The organism is Streptomyces sp. NRRL F-6676, assembly GCF_000725625.1.
Lineage (GTDB): Bacteria > Actinomycetota > Actinomycetes > Streptomycetales > Streptomycetaceae > Streptomyces.
Map to the genome: position 1 here is coordinate 23,627 of NZ_KL647084.1, position 23,059 is coordinate 46,685.

Here is a 23,059-nt window from a genome sequence, read left to right on the forward strand (position 1 = left end):
CGCCCCGAACGGGCTCGCGCGGCCCGCAGACCCCGGCTCACCGCCCCGTTCCCTGAAAGACCCGCTTTCGGCCGATCCGGTGACGCGGCGGCCACGCCCGCACCCACGCACGAACTGGACGTCGCCACCCGGCGTCCGCCGGTGCCTGCGGGCGGGGTGGCTCAGGCCGGCGGGGCGGACAGGGCCGCGCCGAAGGACGCCTTGACCGCCTCGTAGCCGAACGAGTCGGGCCCGAAGAGGATCGAGCCCTCGCCGGTGAGGCCGCCGTCGCCGCCGTAGAGCAGGCTCACCGCGCCGGTGCCCTTCCACTTGCCGCGCGCCCCGACGGCCAGGTCGGTGGTGCCGTCGCCGTTGTAGTCGCCCGGGGCGAGCGCCGCGCCGAACAGGTCGCCCGTCTCGGCGACTCCGACGACGCCCTTGGTGTCCAGGGAGAGCGTCCGCGCGGCGGCGGAGTCCAGCCGGTCGGCGCCGCCGGGCACGATCGTGACGGCGCCCGCCTGGGAGAAGCCGTCGCTGTCCGGCGCGCTCGTGTCGCTGACCAGCAGATCGGCGTGGCCGTCGCCGTTGACGTCCGCGAGGGCGGCGGCGGTGCCCTGGTGGGGGCCGCCGTCCCACACCACGGCGTGCGCCGCGTCGAGGCCGCCCGTGCCGCCGGGGAACGTCCGCAGGAGATAGTCGTCGGGGCCGTCGGAGAAGCCGGTGTCGATGACGACGTCGTCCTTGCCGTCGCCGTCCACGTCCCCGACCACGGCGTCGTAGTCCGCGAACGGCAGGCCGATGTTCCGGCCCAGCGGTGTGCTCTTCAGCCCGCTCCTGGAGCCGGGCAGGACGCCGAGGGTGCCCTCGTCGGCCGGGTCGTCGGAGTAGGCGACGGTGACCAGGTCGTCGTAGCCGTCACCGTCGACGTCGCCGCTCTCGATGCCGTGCGTGCCGGCGCCGCCGCCGGGCGGGGTGATCCGGGTGAGCTTCGGCGCGGTCGTCGTGCGCAGGTTCCTGGCGCCGGGCAGCACGTCGACCTTCGTGCCGTCCACGACGGCGAGGTCCTTCAGCCCGTCGTGGTCGAAGTCGCCCAGGGCGAGCCGGCCGCCGAAGCCCTGGCGGGCGGTGACAGCCGGGGAGTGGAAGGCGATGGCCTCGTCGGACAGCCCGGTGGACGACCCGAAGACCACCGTCACCGAACCGGCGCCCTTGACGTCGCCGATGGCCTCGCCGCTCGCGCCGACGACCAGGTCGGCGTACCCGTCGCCGTCCAGGTCGCCCAGCGCGAGCGCGGACCCGAACCGGTCACCGGCCTCCGGGGTGCCCGGCACCCCGGCGTGGGACTGGGTGAGCCCCTGGTGCCGGTCGACCCGGATGCCGCCGGAGGCGCCGAAGGCCAGCGCCACGTAACCGGCCCTGGCGTGGCCCTTGACGGCGGCGTCGGGCGCGCCGACCGCGAGGTCGTCGAACCCGTCGCCGTCCAGGTCGGCGGCCTTGCCCGCGCCCGCCCCGGCCGCGGCGAGCGCCACGGCACCGCCGTCGGCGGCCGGTACGGCCGTGCCGGACCCGGCGGGCTGTACGACCACCGCCAGCGCCCCCACGACCACGGCCGCGGCGGCCCCCACCGACAGCTTGGCTCTGCCCATGTCTGTCCGTTCCCTCTTCCCGAAGGTGCTTCCCGCCCCGCCACCCGGTGTGCCGGCCGGAGCCGTCACGGGTGTGCGCAGGAGGAGACCGACGAGGAGGTGAAATGGTTGGGCCGGAACGGGAAACTCCGCGTGACGGGCCGGACCGGACCGCGTGCGGGCGGGGGCGCCGGCGGTGCGGCGGCTCAGCTGTGGAAGGTGATGTACCCGTTGCCGTCGCGGTCGTTGGCGGACTTGCTGTACGCGTGCACGTCCGAGCGGGGGCCCGACGGCTTGTACAGGTAGATCGTGTCCTTGTCGTTGTTCCAGAGGAAGTTGCAGTTGTCGCGGTAGACGACGTTGCCCGCGTCGGAGTCGTTGCCGTGGCCGCCGCGCAGCTTCACGTAGTCGCCGGGCTGGAGGTAGTGGTTGGCGGTGAACTTGAACCGGTTGCCGGTCGCGTCCTTCACGACGTAGTTCTTCAGGTTGACCGTGGCGGTCTTCGAGTAGTTCTTGATCGTCAGGTACTCCTGCTTGGTATTGCCCGACGTGCAGCTGTTGGAGTCCCGGCCCGGCGCGTCGTACTGGACGCCGCGGATCTTCAGCGCCGACGAGTACTCGGCGGCCTGGGCCGGGGCGGCTATGACGGCGGCGAGGCTGCCGGCGGTGGCGGCCACGACGATGGCATGACGCTTGCGCATGAGGAATCCCCCCTCAATGGTGCGGATGAAGCGGATGGAGCCTACACGCCGCATGACGGGAAAGTGGCGAGAGAGTGCGGAAAATGTGAAGCGGCAGGTGGCGGGGGAGTCTTGTCGGGGAGTGGGGTCTGGTCGGGCAGTGCGGGCGGGTGGGGCTTCCCGCGTGGTTCCCCGCGCCCCTGAGAAGCAGGGGGCACCCCGTGCTCGAGGGGCGCGGGACCGCATCTGATCCGCGGCTCCGCCGCGTGGCGTGATCGGCCGCGGCGTACCGCACCCGGTCTCCCCGCCCCCGGCGGTACCACCCGTACCCCGGGGTGAACGGGAGCTGAATACTTCCGTCGGTTTGCCGGGCGGGAAACCGGTGTTCGCACTGCCGTCACCGAAGCCGTTGACGATCACTCCGTCGACTGGGGACGACGGAGGGAGACCCGCGGTGATGAGCCGTCAGCAGCCGGAAGGGGAACGGGGCTTAGACCCCGAGGAACCGCTGGCGCAGCGCCTCGCGCGCGCCCGCGCGGAGGTCGCCGCGGCCGAGGCCGCCGTCGCCCGTGCCGAGGAACGCCTGCGCGACTTCTCCGCCGTGGCGCTCTCCGAGGACGGCGCCGTCGAGGCCACCGTCGGCGCACAGGGCGAACTCACCGGCCTGCGTTTCCTCGACGGCAAGTACCGCGACATGACCGGCGCCGAACTCGGCGCCGCCGTCGTCGAGGCCGTACGCCAGGGCCGCGACCGCGCGGCCCAGGAAGCCGTTCGGGTGTTCCGGCCGCTCACCGAGCCCACCGAACGCGTCCCCGAACTGTCCGGCCTCGACGTCGACTGGGAGCGCTTCCTCAGCCGTCACGACGACACCCCCGGACGCCCCGCACGCCCCCGCCCCTCGGCCGGCTCCCGTCTGCGGGACGAGATCCACGAGGACGGCGACACCGACAGCGACACGGAAGGACCCCAGCGATGACCGGACCCGCCTTCACCGCCGACTCCGACCGCATCATGGCCGGAAGCCGGGCCATCCACGAACTCGGCAGGGCCACGAAAGCCCTGGCCACCTCCGCGCACTACGCGCTCGCCGACACGAGCTGGACGGGCAACGACGACTACGGCCACCAGCTGCGGGCCAAGTACGTCCAGACCCGTGAGTCCGTCCTCGGGACTCTCGACGCGGTCGCGGAGGGCGTGACCGCCATCGGCGACGGCACGATCGACAATCTGGGCACCATCCTCGGCACCCAGCGCGGCGCCATGGAGAGCATCGTCCAGCAGGCCCGCGGGGGCCGTTCGTAACGTGGCCATCACCGTCTCGCCCAAGCTCAACTGGCTTTTCTTCATCCTCATCGGGGAGACCTTCCTCGAGGCGAACGAAGACACCGCCTACGCGACGAGCAAGTCCTACCGGGCGATCAAGCGGGACGTCGGCCAACTCAGGGAGCAGGCACAGGCGGCGGTGAGGGCGGTGAGCCAGGGCTTCCCGCCCGGCGTCGCCCAGCAGTTCGTCGCCGCCATCAACGAAGTGCTGCCCTACCTCGACAAGTTCGAGAAGGACCTGGACCAGGTCGAGTCCGGCCAGGTCAACGTCTCCATGCAGATCAGGGAGGCGAAGTGGAACATCATCGCCGAACTGGTCCGCCTGGCCATCGAACTCGCCGTCCTCGCCGTGCTGTCCTTCTTCACGGGCGGGGCGAGCGCCACCCAGGCGGCGGTCGCCCGGGCGCGCAGCCGGCTGTTCATCCTGGAGACACTGTACGAACTCTCCCACCGCACCCACCTGTTGCCCAGCCTGACGGAGGCGATAGAAGAGGCGTTCATGACGCTCGCCGTCCGGCTGGCCATGATGACGATGGCCCCCGCCGGACAGCGGCCGCGCTCGATCGACTGGTTCGACGTCGGGGTGAGCGGTGCCTTCGGCGGGCTCGCGGGCGGCCTCGCGCCGGTCTTCTCGAAGTTCATGAAGAACTTCACCGACAACCTGGTGAACCCCTTCAAGAAGAACATCGACGACATCGTCGGCAAGTTCGACGACAACCTCTTCCGGAACAACGCCAAGTCCAGGACCGACGACCTCCCGACCCCTGATCCGCACCCCAACCCGAACACGAGGAACGACCACCGCGACCTCGGCCCGGAGACCACCACCCCGAACCCGCCCCCGTCCGTCACCCCGTCGGTCACCCCGCCCCACCTCAACCCGCCGGACTACACCCCCACGCCCAGGCCCGACGGCCTCGGCGCCAAATCCGTCCACCAGGGCGGTCAGTTCGTCGCCGACGGAGCCTCCGAGACGCTGGCCGAGTCGATCATCATGGGCGCGTTCTTCGGCAACTGGATGCCGAGCTGGCAGACGTTCGTCGGGGCCGGTCTGAGCGAACGGTTCGAGGCGGGCGCGGAGGCGGGGATCACCAACAGCGCCAACTGGCTGAAGAACCTGCGGACCGTCTCGGGAGGGGGAGGGACAGGGGCCGGGGGAGGGCTCGACGGAGGCGGAACGGACCGTGACGCCGACAGCGCTCACGGCGGTGGCGGTGACGTCGACAGTGTCTACGGCGGTGGCGGTGACGTCGACAGCACCTACGGCAGTGACGGTGACGCCGACAGTACCTACGACGGTGGCGGTGACGGTGACGCCGGTGGCGTCCGTGGGTACGGCGGCAAGCGTCCCGCGTACACCGACGACGACGCGGACAGCGGCTACGGCAGTGACGAGGAGGCGGACCACGACGACACCGCCCACCCCGCGCCGGTGAGCGGGAAGGGCAAGGGGCGGGCGACGCCGACCGACATCGACGTCACCGACGCGCGGGACCGGCACGCCGACGCCGTACGGAAGTTCACCGACGCGGCGAACGACGCGGAGAGGATCCGCACCCGGGTGGAGAGCGGTGAGGGGAGCAGCCGGGACGTCACCGACCTCGACCGGGCGAACCAGCGGGTGGAGCAGGCCGGGCAGCAGCTGGCCGGGACCGAGGACCGGCTGCGGGACCTCGGCCTGGACCCGGACACCGTCCCGACCACGTCGTCCCCGCACACCACCCCGTCCGCCCTCCCGACCTCCACGCCCACCTCCACGCCCGCGCCCGCCCCCGTCGTGCAGCGGGACGCGACGCAGCGGCAGTGGATCGCCTCGCAGGTGACCGCCGACGATCTCCCGGACGACCTGTCGGGAGGGCTGCCGGACGGGCTGGACACCGGCACGACGGTGACCGTGAAGGACCTGGCCGACGCGGGGGTGACCCTGAGCCCCGATCTGCGGGCACAGATCGAGCTGGGCGGCGACGGCCGGGTGTCCCTGGCCGACAGCGGGCTGTCCCCCGTCGACCAGGTCAAGGCGCTGATGACACAGCCGGGTCCCTGGCCGGAGTCCCTGAACACCGTTGCCTCGCATGCCTCCCAGCGGCTGTGGCAGAACTCCTATGACGACTTCGCCCAGTCGCTGCCGGACCTGGATCCCGGCACCGTGCGGCAGGCCTGGGACTCGGCGGCCGGGCTGGTCCTGCCGCTGGAACTGCACCCCGTGCTCGCCGACTCCCGGCAGTCCCGACGTGACGGCCACGACTGGTGGCCCGCGGCCGGTCCCCACCTCGTCGAGTGTTCCGGATCCGACGGATGTGGCGGATCCGACCGATGTGACGGATCCAACGGATGTGACGGATCCGACCGATGTGACGGACCTGAGGGACGTGACGGATCCGACGCCGACCGGGAATGTCCTCGTCACACCCGACACGGACCCGCCCGGCACGGACGCCTCCGCCACGCCCGGGAGCGGCTTTCCCACGCCGGTCACGGACGACGCGGGTACCCCGTTCCTCGCGACGTCCAGTACGGATTTCCCCGTCCTGTCCTCCTCGTCCGCCTCAGCGCAGGACTTCGTTCCGGACCCCGCCGCCGTCTTCAACCCCCTCACGAGCGCGTCACCGGCCGGTCCACCGTCTCCGGCCGGTTCCCTCGGTTCGGCGGCCATGGACATCGACACGCCCAGCCCCGCGCCCCAGTCGCCGCCCCCGCCCCCACCCCAGTCGCAGGACCCGTACCGTGATCCCCTGGTCCACGCCTTCGGCGACGGCATCACCGGGAACCGGGTGTATCCGCAACTGCACGAGGCCCTCGGGCGGTTGGACGCCCTGCGGGGGACCGACAGCGACGCCGCGCTCCGTCAGGGGCCGCTCGATCTGGACGCCGTCGCCCGCCGGGTGCTGCTCCTGGACCCGACGGATCCGGTCGGCAACGACGAGTACGGCGACCTGTTCCGCATCGCCCTCGATCCGGCCATGGAGCACGCGCGCGGCCTGGCGACCCTGGCCGCGTTCGGTCTCTCCCTGCGCGGGGCCCTGGCCGGGCAGCGGGAGATGACCGCCCCCGACGGCACCGCGTACGGACGTGACTGGGCCGGTACTCCGGGGGAGAGTCACGGGCTGGTCATGGATCTGGACGACGTGTGGGAGCCCACCGGGCTGCCGGACGGGCAGCCCCAGACGACCAATCCCCGGCCGGCGCAGTGGCGACCGGGTCCGGGGCGGCCGCGGCCGTTCGTCGTCGTGGCCGGCGGCACCCCCCACAGGGTCGTCGTCAGCACGCGCGACGGCTCGGAGTTCGAGGCGCCGATCGACGTGTTCACCGAACTGCTCGCCATGGACCCCGTGCTGTCCGGACTGCCGAACAATGTGCCGGTCCTGCTGGTGGTCCCCAACGCCGGGGGCGGGCAACTGGAGCTGCCTCGTGCCCTGGCGGACCGGCTGGGCCGCCATGTGTGGTCCACCAGTGGCAATCCCATCATGCAGCTCCACGACGACGGGACACCGGTCAGGATCTTTCTGGAGCAGAAACCGGACGTGCCCCGCGGGGACTGGATCCGCAGTGAACCCGGCGAGGTGCTGAGCCACGCCGCTCTCCAGGCCACCCTGTCCACTCAGGTCACGCCCACCACGCAGAGTTCGGACGTTCCCGAGTGGGAGCGCAATCTGGTCAGTTTCACCCTCGTCGCGGACGGGGACGGCACCCGGCAGATCGGGCGGGCCGAGCCGACCGCATCGCCGATCACCGTGGGGGCCAGGCCCGGCGAACAGGCGCGCCACTACAACCTCCACGCCACTCCGCGCGGCGTCGGCATGCCCCAGAAGGACGGCAGCACGTACGTGGCGTCCGACCACGAGTTCACCGGCTGGCTCACCCGGCGGCCGAGCGTGCGTGGCCTGCGCGACCAGGACTGGATCTATCTGGACAGCTGCTGGACCGGCGGCGTCTACGGCGGGAACGCGGGCGCCTTCTCCAACTGGGCCGCCTCCGTCCCCCCGGTCCCCGACCCGCTCGCCGACATCCCCATCGCACAGGTCGTCGCCAACGGCACCCGCAAGCGGGTACGAGCGGGTGACCGCGCCATCGCCTACTCCCAGGCGACTCCCCACTCGCCCGTCTGGTTCGCCGTGTACACCGACGCGCGGGGGCGCCCCGGCCGCCTCCTGGAGTTCTGGCCGGAACCACGCGACGCGGAGCTGGCGGACCTGGCCCGTACCGCCGGTCTGCACAGCGGTCCCGGTCCTGTGCCCAGGGACGTCCTGGACCGGACCCTGCGGCTGGTGCGCGCCCTGCGGCACGCCTTCGGCCCCGGTGTCGGCCCCGCTTTCGCCCCCGGAATCGGCCAGGATCCTTCCTACGACGATCTGCTGCGCGGTATCGGCGCGCTGGAGTTGATGCGGCAGAACGATCCGCACCTGAATGACATGGGCCCGTTCACCCTTGAGCTGTTCCAGCGGGCGGCCCTGGCCAACCTGCGGGACCACGGCGGCGGCGTGCGCCCCCCGGACGTCGGTGCCTACCGTGACCTGCTGGCGCGGGCGGCAGGCGCGTCCCCGGGCACCCGGCTCACCGACTTCGTCCGGGTACCGTTCCTCGCCATGGTCACCCAGCGGACGCGGAACTTCAGGGATCTGCGGGCCGCTGCCATACAGGTGCTGCGGCTGGATCCCGGGGCCACGGTGGGCCCGGCGGAGATCTCCCGGTTCTACTGGGCTCAGGTGAAGTCGGCCGAATGGTTCTCCTCGCTGCCCGACGTGCATACCACCGCCCTGGTGGCACTGCATCTGCCGGCGCCGGATCCGTCGAAACGTGCCGAGCTGGGCTGGCTGGCCACCAGGGCGATCGCCGCCGGACGGGACCCGTACAACGTCGTCGAACTCGCCGCCTTCCACCTGGAGGAACTGGGAGCCCTCGACGCCCGGACACTGACCCACGACGCCCACGGCCGGCCCAACGGCCGTAACTGGGCACCTACCTCCGCACCGGCCAGGAGCGGGCGCCCTGGGCGGGGTACAGCACCGCGGCGTATGTCGTGGTGGCCGAGGACACGGGGACGGGCAGGACCTGGATCACGCTGCCCGGTGGGCGACGGATCGCCGTACCGCACGCGGAGGCCGCCGAACTCCTCGCCCGCGACCCCGAACTCCTCGCCCGCGCCGTGGAGAAGACGGACGTCGTACTCGCTGTCCCCCGGTCCGGCGACAGCGCGATGCTGTCGAACGCGTCGCTGCCGAACGCGTCGCAGTCGAACGCCCCTCAGCCCGCCGCGCCCCTGCCCCTGCGGTTCGCCGTCGTCCAGGCCACCGGCCGGATCACCTGGGCGCCCAGGGGCACGGCCGTGCTCGGCCGTTTTGGAGCCACCGGGCCGGTCTCACTGTCCGGCACCCCCGCTACGCAGGGCACTCCTGCCGCCGCCGACTGGTCCCGCACGCACCCGTACGACCTGCTCCCGACGCGGCTGCGGACCCTGGCCGGGGCCTCGACGAGCCCGGCGGGTCTGACGGGCGCGGAGGACCCGGCGCCGGCCGGGGACGTTCCCGTCACATCCGGCACGGACGCGGTTGACTCCACGCTGTCGTCGAGCCCGTCCCCGGCTGGTCCGTCGTCCCCGGCTGGTCCGTCGTCCCCGGCGGCCGTGGACACCGACACGCCCAGTCCGCAGCCGCAGCCCCCGGCCCAGGACCCGTACCTCGGGCCCCTGGTCCAGGCCTTCGGCGCCGACATCACGTCGCACCCGCAGTACGCGCGACTGCGGGAGGCCATGAGCCGGTTGGACACCCTGCGGCGGAACGACCCCTCCGGCTCGCTCCGTGACGGGCCGTTCGACCTGGACGCCGTCACGCGCCGGGTGATGGTGTTCCTGCCCCCGGAGACGCCGATCGACAGGGGCTGGTACGGAAATCTGATGCAATTCGCGCTCCATCCGGCGATGGAGCGCGCGACCGGTCTGGCGACCCTGGCCGCGTTCGGCCTCTCCCTGCGCGGGGCGCTGTCCGACCCGAATGCGATGACCGCCCCCGACGGCACCGCGTACGGACGCAACTGGGCCGATCGTCCGGGAAGGGGGCACCGGCTGGCCATGGATCTGGACAACGTGTGGGAGCCCACCGAGTCGGCGTACGGGGAGCCCGGGCTGGCCGATCCCCGCCCGGCGCCGTGGCGTCCGGCCCCGGGGCGGCCGCGGCCGTTCGTCGTCGTGGCCAACGGTGACCACGAGAGGGTCGTCGTCAGCCTGGGAGACGGCAAGGACATCGACGTGCCGATGGACGTGTTCGTCGAACTGCTCGCCATGGACCCGGTGTTGGCCCGGCTGCCGAAGGACGTGCCGGTTCTGCTGACGATTCCAGGGGCGGGGGCCCGGCAGCTGGAGCTGCCGCGTGCCGCGGCCGACCGGCTCGCCCGCCACGTGTGGTCCTCCAGCGGTGTTCCCCGCAGGCAGTTCTCCGACGACGGGGCATCGGTCAGGCTTTTCCTGGAGCAGCAGCGGGGCGTGCCCCGCGGGGACTGGATCCGCAGTGAGCCCGGCGAGGTGCTGAGCCGCGCCGATCTCCAGGCCACCTTGTCCACTCAGGTCACGGCCACCACGCAGAGTTCGGACGTTCCCGAGTGGGAGCGCAATCTGGTCAGTTTCACCCTCGTCGCGGACGGGGACGGCACCCGGCAGATCGGGCGGGCCGCCCGGTGAACGGGTGCACCGCCTCAACCTCCACGGCTCTCCGCGCGGCGTCGTCATGCCACAGGAGGACGGCAGCACGTACTTCGCCTCCGACCAGGAAGTGGCCAAGTGGCTCACCCGGCGGCCGAGCGTGCGCCGCCTGCGCCGCCAGGACTGGATCTACCTGGACAGCTGCTGGACCGGCGGCGTCCACGGCGGGAACGTGGACGTGTCCATGCACGCGGCCGCCTCCCTCCACCCGGTGCCCGATCCGCTCGCCGACATCCCCGTCGCGCAGGTCGTCGCGAACGGCACCCGCAAGCGGGTCCGGGCGGCCGACCGCTCCGTCGCCTACTCCTACCCGCTCGGCCCGCTGACTTCCCGCTCGCCCATCTGGTTCACCGTGTACTCGGACGCGCGGGGGCGTCCCGGCCGCCTCCTGGAGTTCTGGCCCGAACCGCTCGACGGGGAACTGGCGGACCTGGCCCGTACCGCCGGTCTGCACAGCAGTCCCGGTCCCGTGCCCGGGGACACTTTGGACCGGACCCTGCGGTTGGTGCGCGCCCTGCGGCAGACCTTCGGCCCCGGTATCGGCCCCGGCCTTGGCCAGGACCCCTCCTACGACGATCTGCTGCGCGGCGTCGGCGCGTTGGAGACGATGCGGCAGAACGACCCGCTCCTGAATGACATGGGCCCGTTCACCCTTGAGCTGTTCCAGCGGGCGGCCCTGGCCAACCTGCGGGACCACGGCGGCGGCGTGCGCCCCCTGGACGCCGGTGCCTACCGTGACCTGCTGGCGCGGGCGGCAGGCGCGCCCCCGGGCACCCGGCTCACCGACTTCGTCCGGGTACCGCGCCTCACCGAGGTTGCCCAGCAGATCCAGCGCGGCGAGGACCCGCAGGCGGCCGCCGTACGGGTGCTGCGGCTGGATCCCGGGGCCACGGTGGGCCCGGCGGAGATCTCCCGGTTCTACTGGGCCCAGGTGAAGTCGGCCGAATGGTTCGCCTCGCTGCCCGACGCGGACGGGGTCGCCGTCGCGGCGCTGCACCTGCCCGGGCCCGATCCGTCGCAACGCGACGAGCTGAAGCGGCTGGCCACCGGGGCGATCGCCGCCGGCCGGGACCCGTCCGACCTCGTCGAACTCGCCGCCTTCCACCTGGAGGAACTGGGAGCCCTCGACGCCCGGACACTGACCCACGACGCCCACGGCCGGCCCAACGGCCGTAACTGGGACGTCGTGGTGGCCGAGGACGCGGGGAAGGGCAGGACCTGGATCACGCTGCCCGGTGGACGACGGATCGCCGTACCGCACGCGGAGGCCGCCGAACTCATTGCCCGCGACGCCGAACTCATCGGCAGGGACGACCTCACGACGGACGTCGTACTGGCTCTGTCCCGGTCCGGCGCGCCGCAGTCCACCGCGCCGCAGCCCACCACTTCGCAGCCCACCGCGCCCCCCTCCCTGCGGCTCGCCGTCGTCCACGCCACCGGCCGGCCCACCTGGGAGTCCAGGGGCACGGCCGGGCTCGACCGCTCCGGAGACACCGGGCCGGTCTCACTGGTCGGCACCCCCGGCACGGACGGCACCTCGTTCGCCGCCGACTGGATCAGGACGCACCCGTTGGAAGTGCACCCGGAGGTCCAGCAGCCTTCGGCGGCGACCCCTGGGACCCAGCCCCTGCCCGATAATTCCCAGCCCACTTCCTCCCAGCCCGTCTCGTCCCGGTCCGGTGAGTCCGACACCACCGTCCTTGCTCCTCCGGCATCGGACACCACCGTCCTTGCTCCTCCGGCATCGGACACCACCGTCCTTGCTCCTCCGGCATCGGACTGCTCCTCCGGCATCGGACACCACCGTCCTTGCTCCTCCGGCATCGGACACCACCGTCCTTGCTCCTCCGGCATCGGACACCACCGCGCTTGCTCCTCCGGCATCGGACACCACCGCCCCTGCCCCTCCGGCATCCGACACCACCACCCCCGTGAAGACCGTCGACAAAACAGGGCGCCCCCGCGCGTCGGTCACCCGGCCGCCGCGCGTGCCCCGCCCGGCCGCGCTGCCCAGCATCCCCGAGGGCGCCCCCGCCCCTCCGGTGCCGCCCGCGCGGATCCCGGGCGTGCCCCGGCTCGCCTCGGTCGGCGACGACATCGACGAGCGGCGCCCCCCGCGCCTGGACCGCGACCTGCCGCCCGCCCCCGTCAGCGGCGGCGGCCCCGTGTCGTTCACCGACCGCTCCCGGCTGCCCGCGTACATGGGCGGGATCGGCGCCCTGCTGCCCGGGCTGCCCCGCGGCGTCCTGAGCCGCTCCTACCGGCTCGGCCAGAGCGACCGCGCGCTGCGCGGCGGCGACGGCGTGGCCCGGGAGATCGGCGCCCGGCTCGGCCATTACCACCACCTGGCCCCCGCTCCCGCCGCCAAGCGCCGCGGCACGCCCCCGCGCACCCTCGTCGACGACGTGCGGCAGCGGCTGGAGCGCAACCCGCACGGCTTCTTCGGCGACGGCCAGCAGTTCACCTACCGCACCAAGAGCGGCCGCACCCGGGTGGCCACCGTGACCGCGCGCCCGTACGGCCAGTGGGAACGGTTCGCGTTCGGCTACGCCAACCCGGTCAAGGTCGACACCATGCAGCGGACCACCACCACGACCGGCCGGACCGCCGTCAACAGCACCTCCACCTCTCTCCTGCCGTCCGTGCCGCTCGGCCCCACCAGGGACCCGTATTCCGTCTGGGGCCGGGTCTTCTTCCGCAAGGCCTGGGGCAAGCGGGTCCAGTACGGGCAGCAGAACCAGACCGTGAACCAGTTGGAGACCCGCACCACCGACGGCTCGCACGCCCACCTGGACGACGTCTGGTACGACATCACGGTCACCGACCGCCGGGGCCGCCCCGTCGACGGCATGGGCAAGCCGGTGACCCGGCCCGGCGCCTCGGGCATCGGCTTCGGTTTCGCCGTCCGGGACGGACTGCTGGTCCGGCTGGCCGACAGCCTCACCCACGACGATCCGCCCCCGGACCGGCTGCCCGCCCGCCTCGACCTGGGCGGCCGGCCGGCCTACCGCGCCGTCGCCACCGAGACCTACGGTCCGCTGTCGCACGTACGCGGCTGGGTGCTGAACCAGGCCGGGGTGAAGTCGGACACCATGGCCGGCACACAGCTGAACGACTTCTTCTCCTTCGACGCCTTCCACCGCGCCGGCGGCGTCCTCAACGCGGGGAGGACCACCACGCCCCCGCTGTTCCGCGACGACTCGGGCCGCTCGCCGCTCGGCGTCTTCTCGGTCCAGGTCGAGTCGGGCGACGCCGTCCTCATCAGCGAGACCAAGGCGGCGGAACTGCGCGACATCATGCAGTCCACGGTCCGCAACGAACGCAACGTGGGCCGCTCGAAGAACACCGAGATCGGCGGCGCGGCCGGCCCCTCGTTCCAGTGGTTCGGGCTGCGCGAGGGGAAGTTCAACCTGCGGCTGCTGCTCGGCGGCAATGTGCGCTACGGCAGTTCCCGCAGCCGCTACGCCACCACCGGCGGCACCGGCGCCGTCAAGTCGGCCGCGCAGGCCAAGGGCGACCCCACCGGGCTCTACCTCGTACAGAAGACGATCACCGTCACCGCGCCGCCCGGCACCAAGGCCCCGCTGCCCGACCAGCGCGGCGACGGGGCCGGCCGGCGCGGGAAGCTGCGCAAGAACCCGCCGCGGACCTGGAGTTCACCCCCGGTCAGTCAGACCTTCCAGACCTGGGCCGTGGAGCGGATGACGCGCACCGAGGCCCTGCGGCTGGCCGCCCCCGCGGACCGCACCCCGCCCACCGAGCCCGGTCCCGCCGTCCCGCCCTACCTCGCCGAGGACGACCCCACCACCCTGGGCATGGCCCGCGCGGAGCAGTTCACCTTCGCGGACGGCTCCACCACCCGTACCGTCGACGGCCAGGAGCGCACCTTCCCCGAGTACGTCGCCGAGCGGGTGCTGGCGGAGGTGGCCCGGGTCCACCCCGACCTCGTCGCCCCGCTCGCCGAACTGAACCCGCGCAACCCGCGCTGGCGCGACGCGGCGCACTACGAGATCGTCCTCAACAACACCCTGGAAGTCCTCAACACGCTGACCCACCACGGCATGGCGGGCAACCTCGAGACGATGATGACCGGCGGACTGCGCCTCTCGCTGGTCGACTCCGGCCGCGCCACCCGGGGCCTGCGGCACGTGTGGATCGACGCCCGGCTGACCGGGCGGCGGTACGAGGGGAAGCAGAAGGACCTGCGGCTGCGGTTCAGCGCGCCCGGCAGCGAGAACCTCGGCGGCCAGCAGAGCGCGGGGCGCGGTCTGCACGGGGGAGTGGAGGGACTGCTCTCCGTCCGCGACCCGGCCACCGACAACATCGGCCTCCCCAACCGGGCGGGCACGGCCTCGCTCGGCGGGCGCTACGGCCGCCGCAGCGACGTGGAGAGCGGCTACGGGCCGAGCGCGACGCACGAGGCGATGTCCATCAGCACCAAGGGCGCCCACCTCTACAGCTACGACCTCACCCTCACCGCCCGGCGCGGTGGGTTCTGGCGGTTCCGCAGCATGCTGCGCGGCATCCTGTTCCTGAACCTGCTCGGCACCCAGCCGTTCGTCTTCCGGGACCCGCAGACCGACCTGATCGCCCCGACCGCGGCGCCCGGCACCGGCACGGACACGGGTTCGGACACGGGCACGGGCACGAGTACGACCGGGACGACCCCGTCCGCCGACCCGGCCCGCACGGGAACCGGCCCCGTCGCCGGGCGGGTGCTGCTGAGCATCCCCACGGAGCACGTGCCCACCCGCCATCGCGACCGCCGCCCCTCCCCGCTGCACGGACGCCCCCTGAAGCTCACCACCCGCGGCGCCCGTGACCTCGCCCTGTCCACACGCCGGTTCTTCGACCGGGTTGGACGGCAGCGCCCCGAGGCGTACCAGCGCCACCCCTTCCTCACCCTCGCCGTCACCGCCCACCCCGGGCTCACCGACGCCGCCCAGGAGGTGCTGGAGGAGGCGTCCGGCAACTCCTGGCTGCTCTCCGAGGAGGGCGCCCCCGCGCACGACGCCGCGATGCGGGCCTTCCAGAGCCAGTACCTCACCTCCAACTTCGACCAGACGTCGGCCCCTTCGGGGTGGCGGGTCTCCGGGCTGTGGGCGAAGGCGCCGTACCTGAACCGCTCCGCGGTCGTCGCCCACCGCACCCGCCTGATGCCGGGCAGCCTCACCGCGCTCACCGGGGCCGTCCCCGTCGACACCGAGACCACGCTCGGCGGGGTCACCCAGGCCGCCGGGCGCAACAGCCGCACCAGCACCACGTTCTTCGGCGGCCAGCTCGTCTACCTGCACTCCCACGAGACCGGGCCGGGCGTCACCGGCAACTACGGCCTCGTCATCAGCCCCTACCGGCTCGACCGCGGCCAGACGCGCACCGTCTCGCGGGTCGCGCTCGCGGAGATCAACCGCAAGGACTTCAACCGCCAGGTCCTCGTCACCGGCGACGTCCAGCACGAGATCGCGGCCGCCTCCACCACCGTCGGCCGGGCGGCGACCGGTTGGCGGTACATGCCGCGCCGGCTGGCCGGGGCCGCCGGGCGGCGCGTCCGGGTCGACGACGGCTGGACCGGGCACCTCCCGGAGAAGAGCGCATACCGGCTCGGCCTGCTCACCGACCGGTGGGGCGACGTGCCGCTCTACACCGGGCGGTCCTGGTCGCCGCAGCCCTGGCTGCTCGACAACCCGTTCGGCGGCTTCCCCGTCAACTCCCTCAACGCGGCACCCGTCCTGCGCAACTTCGACCGGAGGCTGCGCCCGCTCGGCCTGTCCAAGGCGGACCGGGACGCCATCCACCGGCTGGTGTCGGCACGCGTGGTGCGCACCCTCGGCAAGGAGATGGTCGGCTCCGGGTCCTCGGTGCCCGCGAGCATCGGCCGCTGGGGCTCGCGGACGACGCAGATATGGATCGGTGAACGCCAGGTCAGGGCGCGGGCTGAGCTGATCCCCGTCAAGGTGCCCCGTACCCCGGCGGACACCGCCGCCGGCGAGGGGCCGGGCTTCGCCGGACTCGGGCACAGCGTGGAGTTCGAGGAGCACCGGCAGGCCGTCGAGACGGAACAGGAGGGCAGCAGCCGGGCCGCGGGTGCCAGCGTCGGCACGACGGTCAGCGAGGGCGTACACACCGGCAACGACCTCGTACGGGCGGCGGGCCCGAACTACTCCGAGGTCGGCGCCACCCAGCAGAACGCGAACCAGACCCACTCCGAGGGCGGTGTGCGCATCGCCACCGCGACGACCACGCAGGCCCACGGCGAGTACGTCACCCGCTACCGGCTCCGCCTCACCCTGGAGGTCACCGACACCGGCGAACCGGCCACCGCCGACGGCACCACGCAGGCCCCCGCGGGCCGCGCCGCCGCGCTGCGACGGGGGCTCGGGCGCTGGTGGCACAAGTGGACGGGACACCGCCGGCTCACCCTCGTCGAGGAGGGCGACGTCGGTGAGCTCATCGAACACCTCCCGCTCAGCCTCATGCGCCCCGACCCGCCCGGTACGGACGGCACCGGGGACGATGCCGGCGGTGACTCCGATCCGCTCGCCCCGCCGCGGCTCGGCCCGGCCGGCAGCCCCCACAAGGTGGACGTCCCGCCCGGCATGGGGGCGGGCGGCTGGCACGACGTCACGCACCCCGGCGACGGCACCGTGAAACCGTTCACCCTGCCCGAGGACGGCTTCAAGATCCGCCGGGTCGTCGGCCTCGACCATCTGCACACCGCCAACACCCTCGCGCTGGCGGCCGCGTACGACGCCTCGCTCGACGTACCGCGCATCGGCACCCCCAGCGAGGCGCTCGTCGCCAAGGCGCTGGACACCCCGCTGACCCGGGCCGGCAGCGGCTCGGCGCAGAACCTCGAGGACGGCACCGGCAACGGGGCGCTCACCTCGTTCTACGACCACACGCTGAACCCGGACGGGTACCAGATCCCCGGACTGACCGACAGCGGCTTCTTCGGCGGCGCCGACGGCGACCTCCGGATGTACTCCAAGCCGGACTTCCGCGGTGCCCAACTCCTCACCGTCACCGACGGGATGAAGCACGAGGCGCCCAAGCGCGACACCCACGGCGGCGGCATGTCCGCGGCCCGCGTCGGTACGACCGAGTCCTCGCTGGGCGGCGGCCCCCTCACCTCCTCCCAGAACACCGGCTCCAACCAGATGGGCGCCTCGGGGCCCGGCGACTCCTCCACCGAGTCCGACGCCCTCGCCCAGTCCGGCGACCGGCTCGCCTCGGTCAACGTCAAGCCCAACACCACCCGTTCGTTCCTCTTCGCCATCCCCACCACCTGGCTCAGCGTCGCCGCCGTCCACCACCACGCCAAGGACAGCAAGGCGGTACGGGTGCTGCGCAGCCCGTTCGGACAGACCAAGCGGGCGCCGCAGGCGGTGGAGACCGACACCACCGTGCTGGCCTGGGTGCGCGAGGACATCGCCCGGCAGCTCGGGCTGATCGACGACACCGGGTTCCCGCCGAAGGTGGGCAAGGCGTGGGACGCCGTCACCAAGGCGGACAAGGCGTGGACGGCCGCCGACAAGAAGTACTGGGACCTGCGCCGCGACGAGGGGCCCGCGCGGGACGCGGCGCTCGACCGGGCCCAGCGGGACCTGGACGCGCGGATCGCCGCGCTGGACACGCTGCCGGAGGTCGTCGCGGCGCGCGGCGCGCTGCACGCCCTCGACGACGAGGCGCGCGCCGCCGAGCCCGCGCACGACGGCTGGGCCGAACTGCGCGAGGAGCAGCGCCAGGACGCGGTGGACCGGCTGGCGCGGGTGAAGCGGGAAGCGCTGACGGCCGTCACCGAGGCCCGGGACGCGGCGCGCGCCCGGGTGGACGAGTTCGACGCGATGCTGCGGACGGCGCGCGAGAACGCGGAGGCGCTGGCCGCGGAGTACGCCCGGGTCCGCGAGGGCGCCGACCGGCTCACCCGCTGGCACCAGCTGTCCGCGACGGAGGCGGGCCGCGCCCGCCTCGGCACCACGCCCGAGCCGGACGAAGTGACGTTCACGCCACCGGCGGAGGAGAAGAAGAGCGACGGCAAGAAGAAGGAGGAGCCGAAGAAGGAGGAGCCGAAGAAGGAGGAGCCGAAGAAGGAGGAGCCGAAGAAGGAGGAGCCGAAGAAGGAGGAAGGGCGACGGGAGCGGTGAGGTGGCCGCTCCGGGGGCCCGCCCGGCGTACGCCCGCCCGCCCTGGCAGCCGGACCCCGCGGGGACGCGCGTCCGCTTCGACGCGGCGACCGACCACCGCACCCTGACGGCCACCGAACCCGACGGCAGCACCCGGATCTACGACCTGCACCGTTCCGACGCCGACGGCAACGGCTTCTTCGCGGCCGTGGGGCATGTGGTGCGCGGCCGGTACCAGGACCCCGCGCTGCTGGCGGCCGCGGTGGCCCGAAGCGAGGAGATGCCGAAGGACGCGCCGCTGGACCCGGACGCGGTCTTCCGCACGGAGGAGCTGGACGCGAGGATCGGCGGCACGGACTACGGCCGGAACCCGGCCAGGGAGATCCTCGACCTGGCCGCGGTCGAGGCGGACGGCGGGCGCCTGCCCGAGGACCTGCGCACGGCGCTGAACCCGGTGCAGCGGGCCGCACTGGTGCGGCTGCACGTGCAGCGGGCCCGCCGGTGGGACGCGGCGACGGCCGAGCTGGCGGCGGGGGTGACGGCGCGCACTCTCGGCGTCGACCTCGTCGTGGTCGACGAGGACGGCAGCGAGCGGCGGTACTCGGGCGCGGGCCCGCGCACCAGCGGCCCACGCCGCGAGGTGACGCTCTACCGCCAGGGCGACACATACCTGGCCGCGGTCCCCCGCCCCACGACAACCCCACGACGCCTCCCGGCCCCGCCGACCGAGCCGGACACAGAGCCCGCGCTCCCGCCCGCACCGGAGGGCACGAAGCCGGCGCCGTCGGTGCGGCCGGGCGGCGTGGAGTCCGAGTCGTCGGTCGTGCCGGGCGCCGCGGAGTCTGAGTCCACGGTGGTGTCGCCTTTGGCTCCGTCGGTGGACCCCAAGTCGACCGCGTTGGTTGCACCGTCGGGCGTGCGGGATGGGTCCTCGCCCACGCCGGAGGGCACGAAGCCGGCGCCACTCGGCGCCGAGTCCGAGTCGTCGGTCGTGCCGGGCGCCGGGGAGTCCGAGTCCACGGTGGTGTCGCCTCTGGCTCCGTCGGCGGACCCCGAGTCCACCGCGTCGGTTGCACCGTCGGGTGCGCGGGACGGGTCCTCGGCCGCGCCGGAGGGCACGAAGCCGGCGCCACTCGGCGCCGAGTCCGAGTCGTCGGTCGTGCCCGGCGCCGAGGAGTCCGAGTCCACGGTCGTGCCGCCTTTGGCTCCGTCGGTGGACCCCGAGTCCACGGCGTCGGTTGCACCGTCGGGTGCGCGGGACGGGTCCTCGGCCGCGCCGGAGGGCACGAAGCCGGCGCCGTCGGTGCGGCCGGGCGGCGTGGAGTCCGAGTCCACGGTCGTGCCGCCCCCGGCCGCGCCGGACGAGACGAAGTCCGCGTCGCCTGTCGCGCCGAGCGGGAGCAAGGTCGCGTCCCCGGCCGTGCCCGGCGGGGCCGGGTTCGGGCGCAAGGGTGCCGCATCCGTTGCGGTGCCCCCTGTACCGCCGGCCGGACCGGAGACCGCACCGTCGTCTCCGGTCCGGGCGGCATCCCCCGGGGCGGACGCCGGGGCGCGGATCACCGTGGGCGGGCGTGGGTTCCGGCGGCGTGCGGTGGCCGCCGACGGGGACTGTCTGCTGCACGCCGTACGGCACGGACTGCGGACGCAGGCGCCCACGCTGCGCGCCGGGCTCGCGAGCATCCCGCAGCTGCGCCAGTTCCTCGCGCACTGGTACGCCGGTTCCCCCGACGCCGCCGAACTGCGCGCCGGGCACGCCGAGCAGGACCCGTTGGAGATCCTCGTCCGGGACCAGTTCCCCGACCGCGCCTCCCTCCTCGCCCTGCTCGGCCGCACCCGCCCCCCGGAGCTCACCCCCGCCCAGCGCGAGCGCGTGGACGAACGGGTCGCCGACGCCCGGATCCGCGCCGCCCTCGTCGGCCTCGCCACCGTCCCCGAGGACCGGGAGCTGCTGCGCAGCCTCCCCACCGGCGTCGCCCGCACCCTGCTCCCGGACGACCCGTCCGACCTCCCGCCGGTCGACGAGCAGTTCGAGCAGCGCCAGATCGCCCTGGCGCACGCCGACACCTTGCGGGTCGAGGTGCTGAGCGTGCTCCGGGCCGGCCCCGGCGACCCGGACGCCGACGCCCTGTGGCACCGCGTACGCGCCGCACTGCCGCACCGCGTGCGCGAGGGCGGACTCCCGCACGATCGCACCGCGTTCCTGGCCCTGAGCCTGCCCGATGTCGTCACCCGCGCCCTCGCCTCCGCCGACCTCTGGCAGTCCCCCTTCTACGACGACGTCCCCCTGCTCGTCGCCCGCGCCCTCGGCATCGACCTGGTCGTCGTACAGCCCGAGGCCCGCGGCGGCCACTCCGCCCGGGCGCTGGACGCCGGCGCCACGGGGCCCGCCGTCCACGTCCACTACAACGGGATCAACCACTACGAGTCCCTGGAGCCGGACGGGACGACGGCCGAACCCGCGCCCCCCGCCCCCGAAGTCCCGCAGCCGCCGCCCGCCCCGCGATCCGACCGGGCGGACCGTGACTGGCTCGCGGACCTCGCCCGCGAGCACGGCACGAGCGAGGGATTCCTGACGGAGCTGACGGCCGGCCTGTCGCCCGGGACCCTCGCCGAGCTGCGGGCCCGGGGCCGGCGGCGCGACGGCGACCTCGCCCCGCCGGTACGGCCGAAGCGGGTCAAGAAGGAGGAGCTGGACGAGGACGAGGAGGTCCGCATCAACCCGCTGTGGACCCCGCTCGACGAGATCGACCCGGACCTGCTGCTCGCCGGCAACCGGAACGCCGTGTGGATCTACACGGTCACCCCGGAGGGCCGCGTGCTGCTGGGCAGCGAGAAGCCGTCGGACGTCCTGTCCGAGGACCAGTTCGACGCGCTGCTCGCCGGTGTACGGACCCGGCGACCCGGGATGACGGCCGACGACCTGCGCGGGACCGTCGACGGTCTCGGCCACACCGGCGTCGCCGCCCGGTTCGGGACCGGCGGCAGGCTGGCCCCCGGCGCGAGCCGGGTCTCGGGCGAGTTCCTGTGGAGCGAGGAGCTGCGCTCGTGGACGGTCAACGACAAGTCCGGCCGCTACATGAGCAAGGCCGTCCGCCCGGACCTGCCGCCCCAGGAGGCCGCCCGCTGGCTGGAGAACGTGGCCGGCATGTTCACCGAGCGGCTGGGCGTCACCGTCCGTCCGGTCCAGGTCAAGTCCGCCGCGGCACCGCAACAGGAGGCCACGCGGACGGAGCCGGGGACGGTCGGCGAGCTGACGCTCAGTCACCTACCCGACAGCGGTGACTGGTTGCCCGGGGCCCTCGCGGGCGCGCTGCGGGACCGGGCGCCCGCGCTGCTGAGCCGGCCGGGCCTGGGCGCCCTCCTCGCCGGGCCGGACCCGGCGGACGCGCTGCACCGCTGGGTGGAGTTCCGGCTCTCCGCCCCGGAGGCCGCACGGCGTGCCCCGCAGCTCGGCGCGGAGGACTGGGCGGGCAAGCACACCACCGCGACCATGGATGAACTAAAGTCCGCAGGTGTGACGTTGCTCGACGAACAGCACGCCTTCGCCGTCATGTCGGGTGGCCTGCCCCTGGCGGAGGTCACGCTCACCCCCGCCCAGCGGTACCGGCTGCTGCGGCTGTGGGGCGACCGCGGCGAGACCCTCACGGAGATCGCCGCCGCCATGGCCGCGGCCGACCTCGGCCTGCGTCTCACGCTCACCGCACCGGACGGCGGCGCACGGCACTTCGACCCGCCTGCCGCCGCAGAACCGAACCCGTCCGGCACGGAACCGAACTCGTCCGGTACGGAACCGAACTCGTCCGGTACGGAACCGAACCCGTCCGACCCGGTGCCGAATCCCATCGACCCGGAATCGCGTCCCATCCGCCCGGAGCCGGCCGAACCCGCCCCGCCCGGTGACCCGTTGGAGCCCCGACAGTGACCTCCTGGCCCGCCTCCCCCCGGCCGGACACCCCGCCCGCACCGACGGCCTCCTCCGGCCCGGCGGCTCCGCCCGGCCCACCGCGGCCGCCCGAGGAGCTCGTCGAGGCCGCACGGCTCGCCCCGGACCACTGGATCAGCGCGGTCGACCCGGGCTGGACCGGCGACGGCCCGCCGCCCGCCTTCGCCGTGGCCGGCCGGTGGCGTTCCGGGCTCGGCGGGGAGATCGAGGAGTGGGAGGAGAACGACGCCTACCGGCCCTCCCCCCGTGCCCTCGGCTGGCCCGAGCCCACGGACGCGCTCGACGCCGCGCTCCAGGGCGTCGTCACGGGTTACGGACCCCCCGAGGACGTGGCCCTGGCCCTGGCCGAGGCGGAACTCCTGGTGCTCACGCTGCCCGACGGCTCCCCGGTGACCGCCACGGCGGCGGACGGCACCCCGGTCGTCCCCGTCTTCAGCGCCGCCGCCCACCTCGACCTCGTCGGCGGCTTCGCCTCCGCCCGCCGCACCACGGCGGAGCTGGTGCCCCACCTCCCGCCCGGCCACCGCCTGTACGTCAACCCGGCCGGCCCCGCGGACGCCATCCTGGACCCCACACCGCCGACGGACGCGACGGACCCGATGGTCCCGGCACCGGCGACGGACCCGACGGTCTCGGCACCGGCGACGGACCCGACGGTCTCGGCACCGGCGACGGACCCGACGGTCTCGGCACCG

9 protein-coding genes and 1 pseudogene are annotated in these 23,059 nt (G+C 73.7%); 8 read left to right on the forward strand and 2 right to left on the reverse strand.

Annotated features, from left to right (window positions below):
* Positions 1-161: 161 nt before the first annotated feature.
* Entirely contained in the window at positions 162-1,625 is a 1,464-nt protein-coding gene (locus tag IO29_RS33145) for an FG-GAP-like repeat-containing protein (protein ID WP_030379056.1), read from the reverse strand.
* Between the two features lie 185 nt (positions 1,626-1,810).
* Positions 1,811-2,305 carry a lamin tail domain-containing protein gene (locus tag IO29_RS33150; protein WP_030379057.1) on the reverse strand — a complete coding sequence of 165 codons (495 nt, stop codon included), beginning with the start codon at positions 2,303-2,305 and terminating at the stop codon, positions 1,811-1,813.
* 436 nt (positions 2,306-2,741) lie between these two features.
* Here IO29_RS33150 and IO29_RS33155 point away from each other — a divergent pair, with 436 nt between their 5' ends.
* The 8 genes and pseudogenes from IO29_RS33155 to IO29_RS33195 all read left to right on the forward strand — a co-directional run.
* Positions 2,742-3,260, forward strand: a complete 519-nt coding sequence (locus tag IO29_RS33155) for a YbaB/EbfC family nucleoid-associated protein (RefSeq protein WP_051707499.1) — start codon at positions 2,742-2,744, stop codon at positions 3,258-3,260.
* Positions 3,257-3,586, forward strand: coding sequence for a hypothetical protein (locus tag IO29_RS33160; protein ID WP_030379059.1), 330 nt, complete (start codon positions 3,257-3,259; stop codon positions 3,584-3,586). The genes IO29_RS33155 and IO29_RS33160 overlap by 4 nt, the downstream gene beginning before the upstream one ends.
* Before the next feature lies 1 nt (position 3,587).
* Complete coding sequence (locus IO29_RS33165; protein WP_037840753.1) at positions 3,588-6,335, forward strand: WXG100-like domain-containing protein; 2,748 nt, start codon at positions 3,588-3,590, stop codon at positions 6,333-6,335.
* Complete coding sequence (locus IO29_RS38315; RefSeq protein WP_037840755.1) at positions 6,259-9,093, forward strand: lonely Cys domain-containing protein; 2,835 nt, start codon at positions 6,259-6,261, stop codon at positions 9,091-9,093. The genes IO29_RS33165 and IO29_RS38315 overlap by 77 nt, the downstream gene beginning before the upstream one ends.
* A gap of 260 nt (positions 9,094-9,353) precedes the next feature.
* Positions 9,354-11,379, forward strand: a pseudogene (locus IO29_RS40495) (lonely Cys domain-containing protein); the annotation flags it as partial.
* An 850-nt stretch (positions 11,380-12,229) separates the two neighbouring features.
* Complete coding sequence (locus IO29_RS33185) at positions 12,230-18,442, forward strand: hypothetical protein (protein ID WP_159072903.1); 6,213 nt, start codon at positions 12,230-12,232, stop codon at positions 18,440-18,442.
* 1 nt (position 18,443) lies between these two features.
* On the forward strand, positions 18,444-22,343 hold the full coding sequence (locus IO29_RS33190) for an OTU domain-containing protein (protein ID WP_037840762.1): 3,900 nt from the start codon (positions 18,444-18,446) through the stop codon (positions 22,341-22,343).
* A partial coding sequence (locus tag IO29_RS33195; protein ID WP_051848718.1) for a type VII secretion system-associated protein occupies positions 22,340-23,059 on the forward strand: 720 nt, incomplete at its 3' end. The genes IO29_RS33190 and IO29_RS33195, both read left to right, overlap by 4 nt.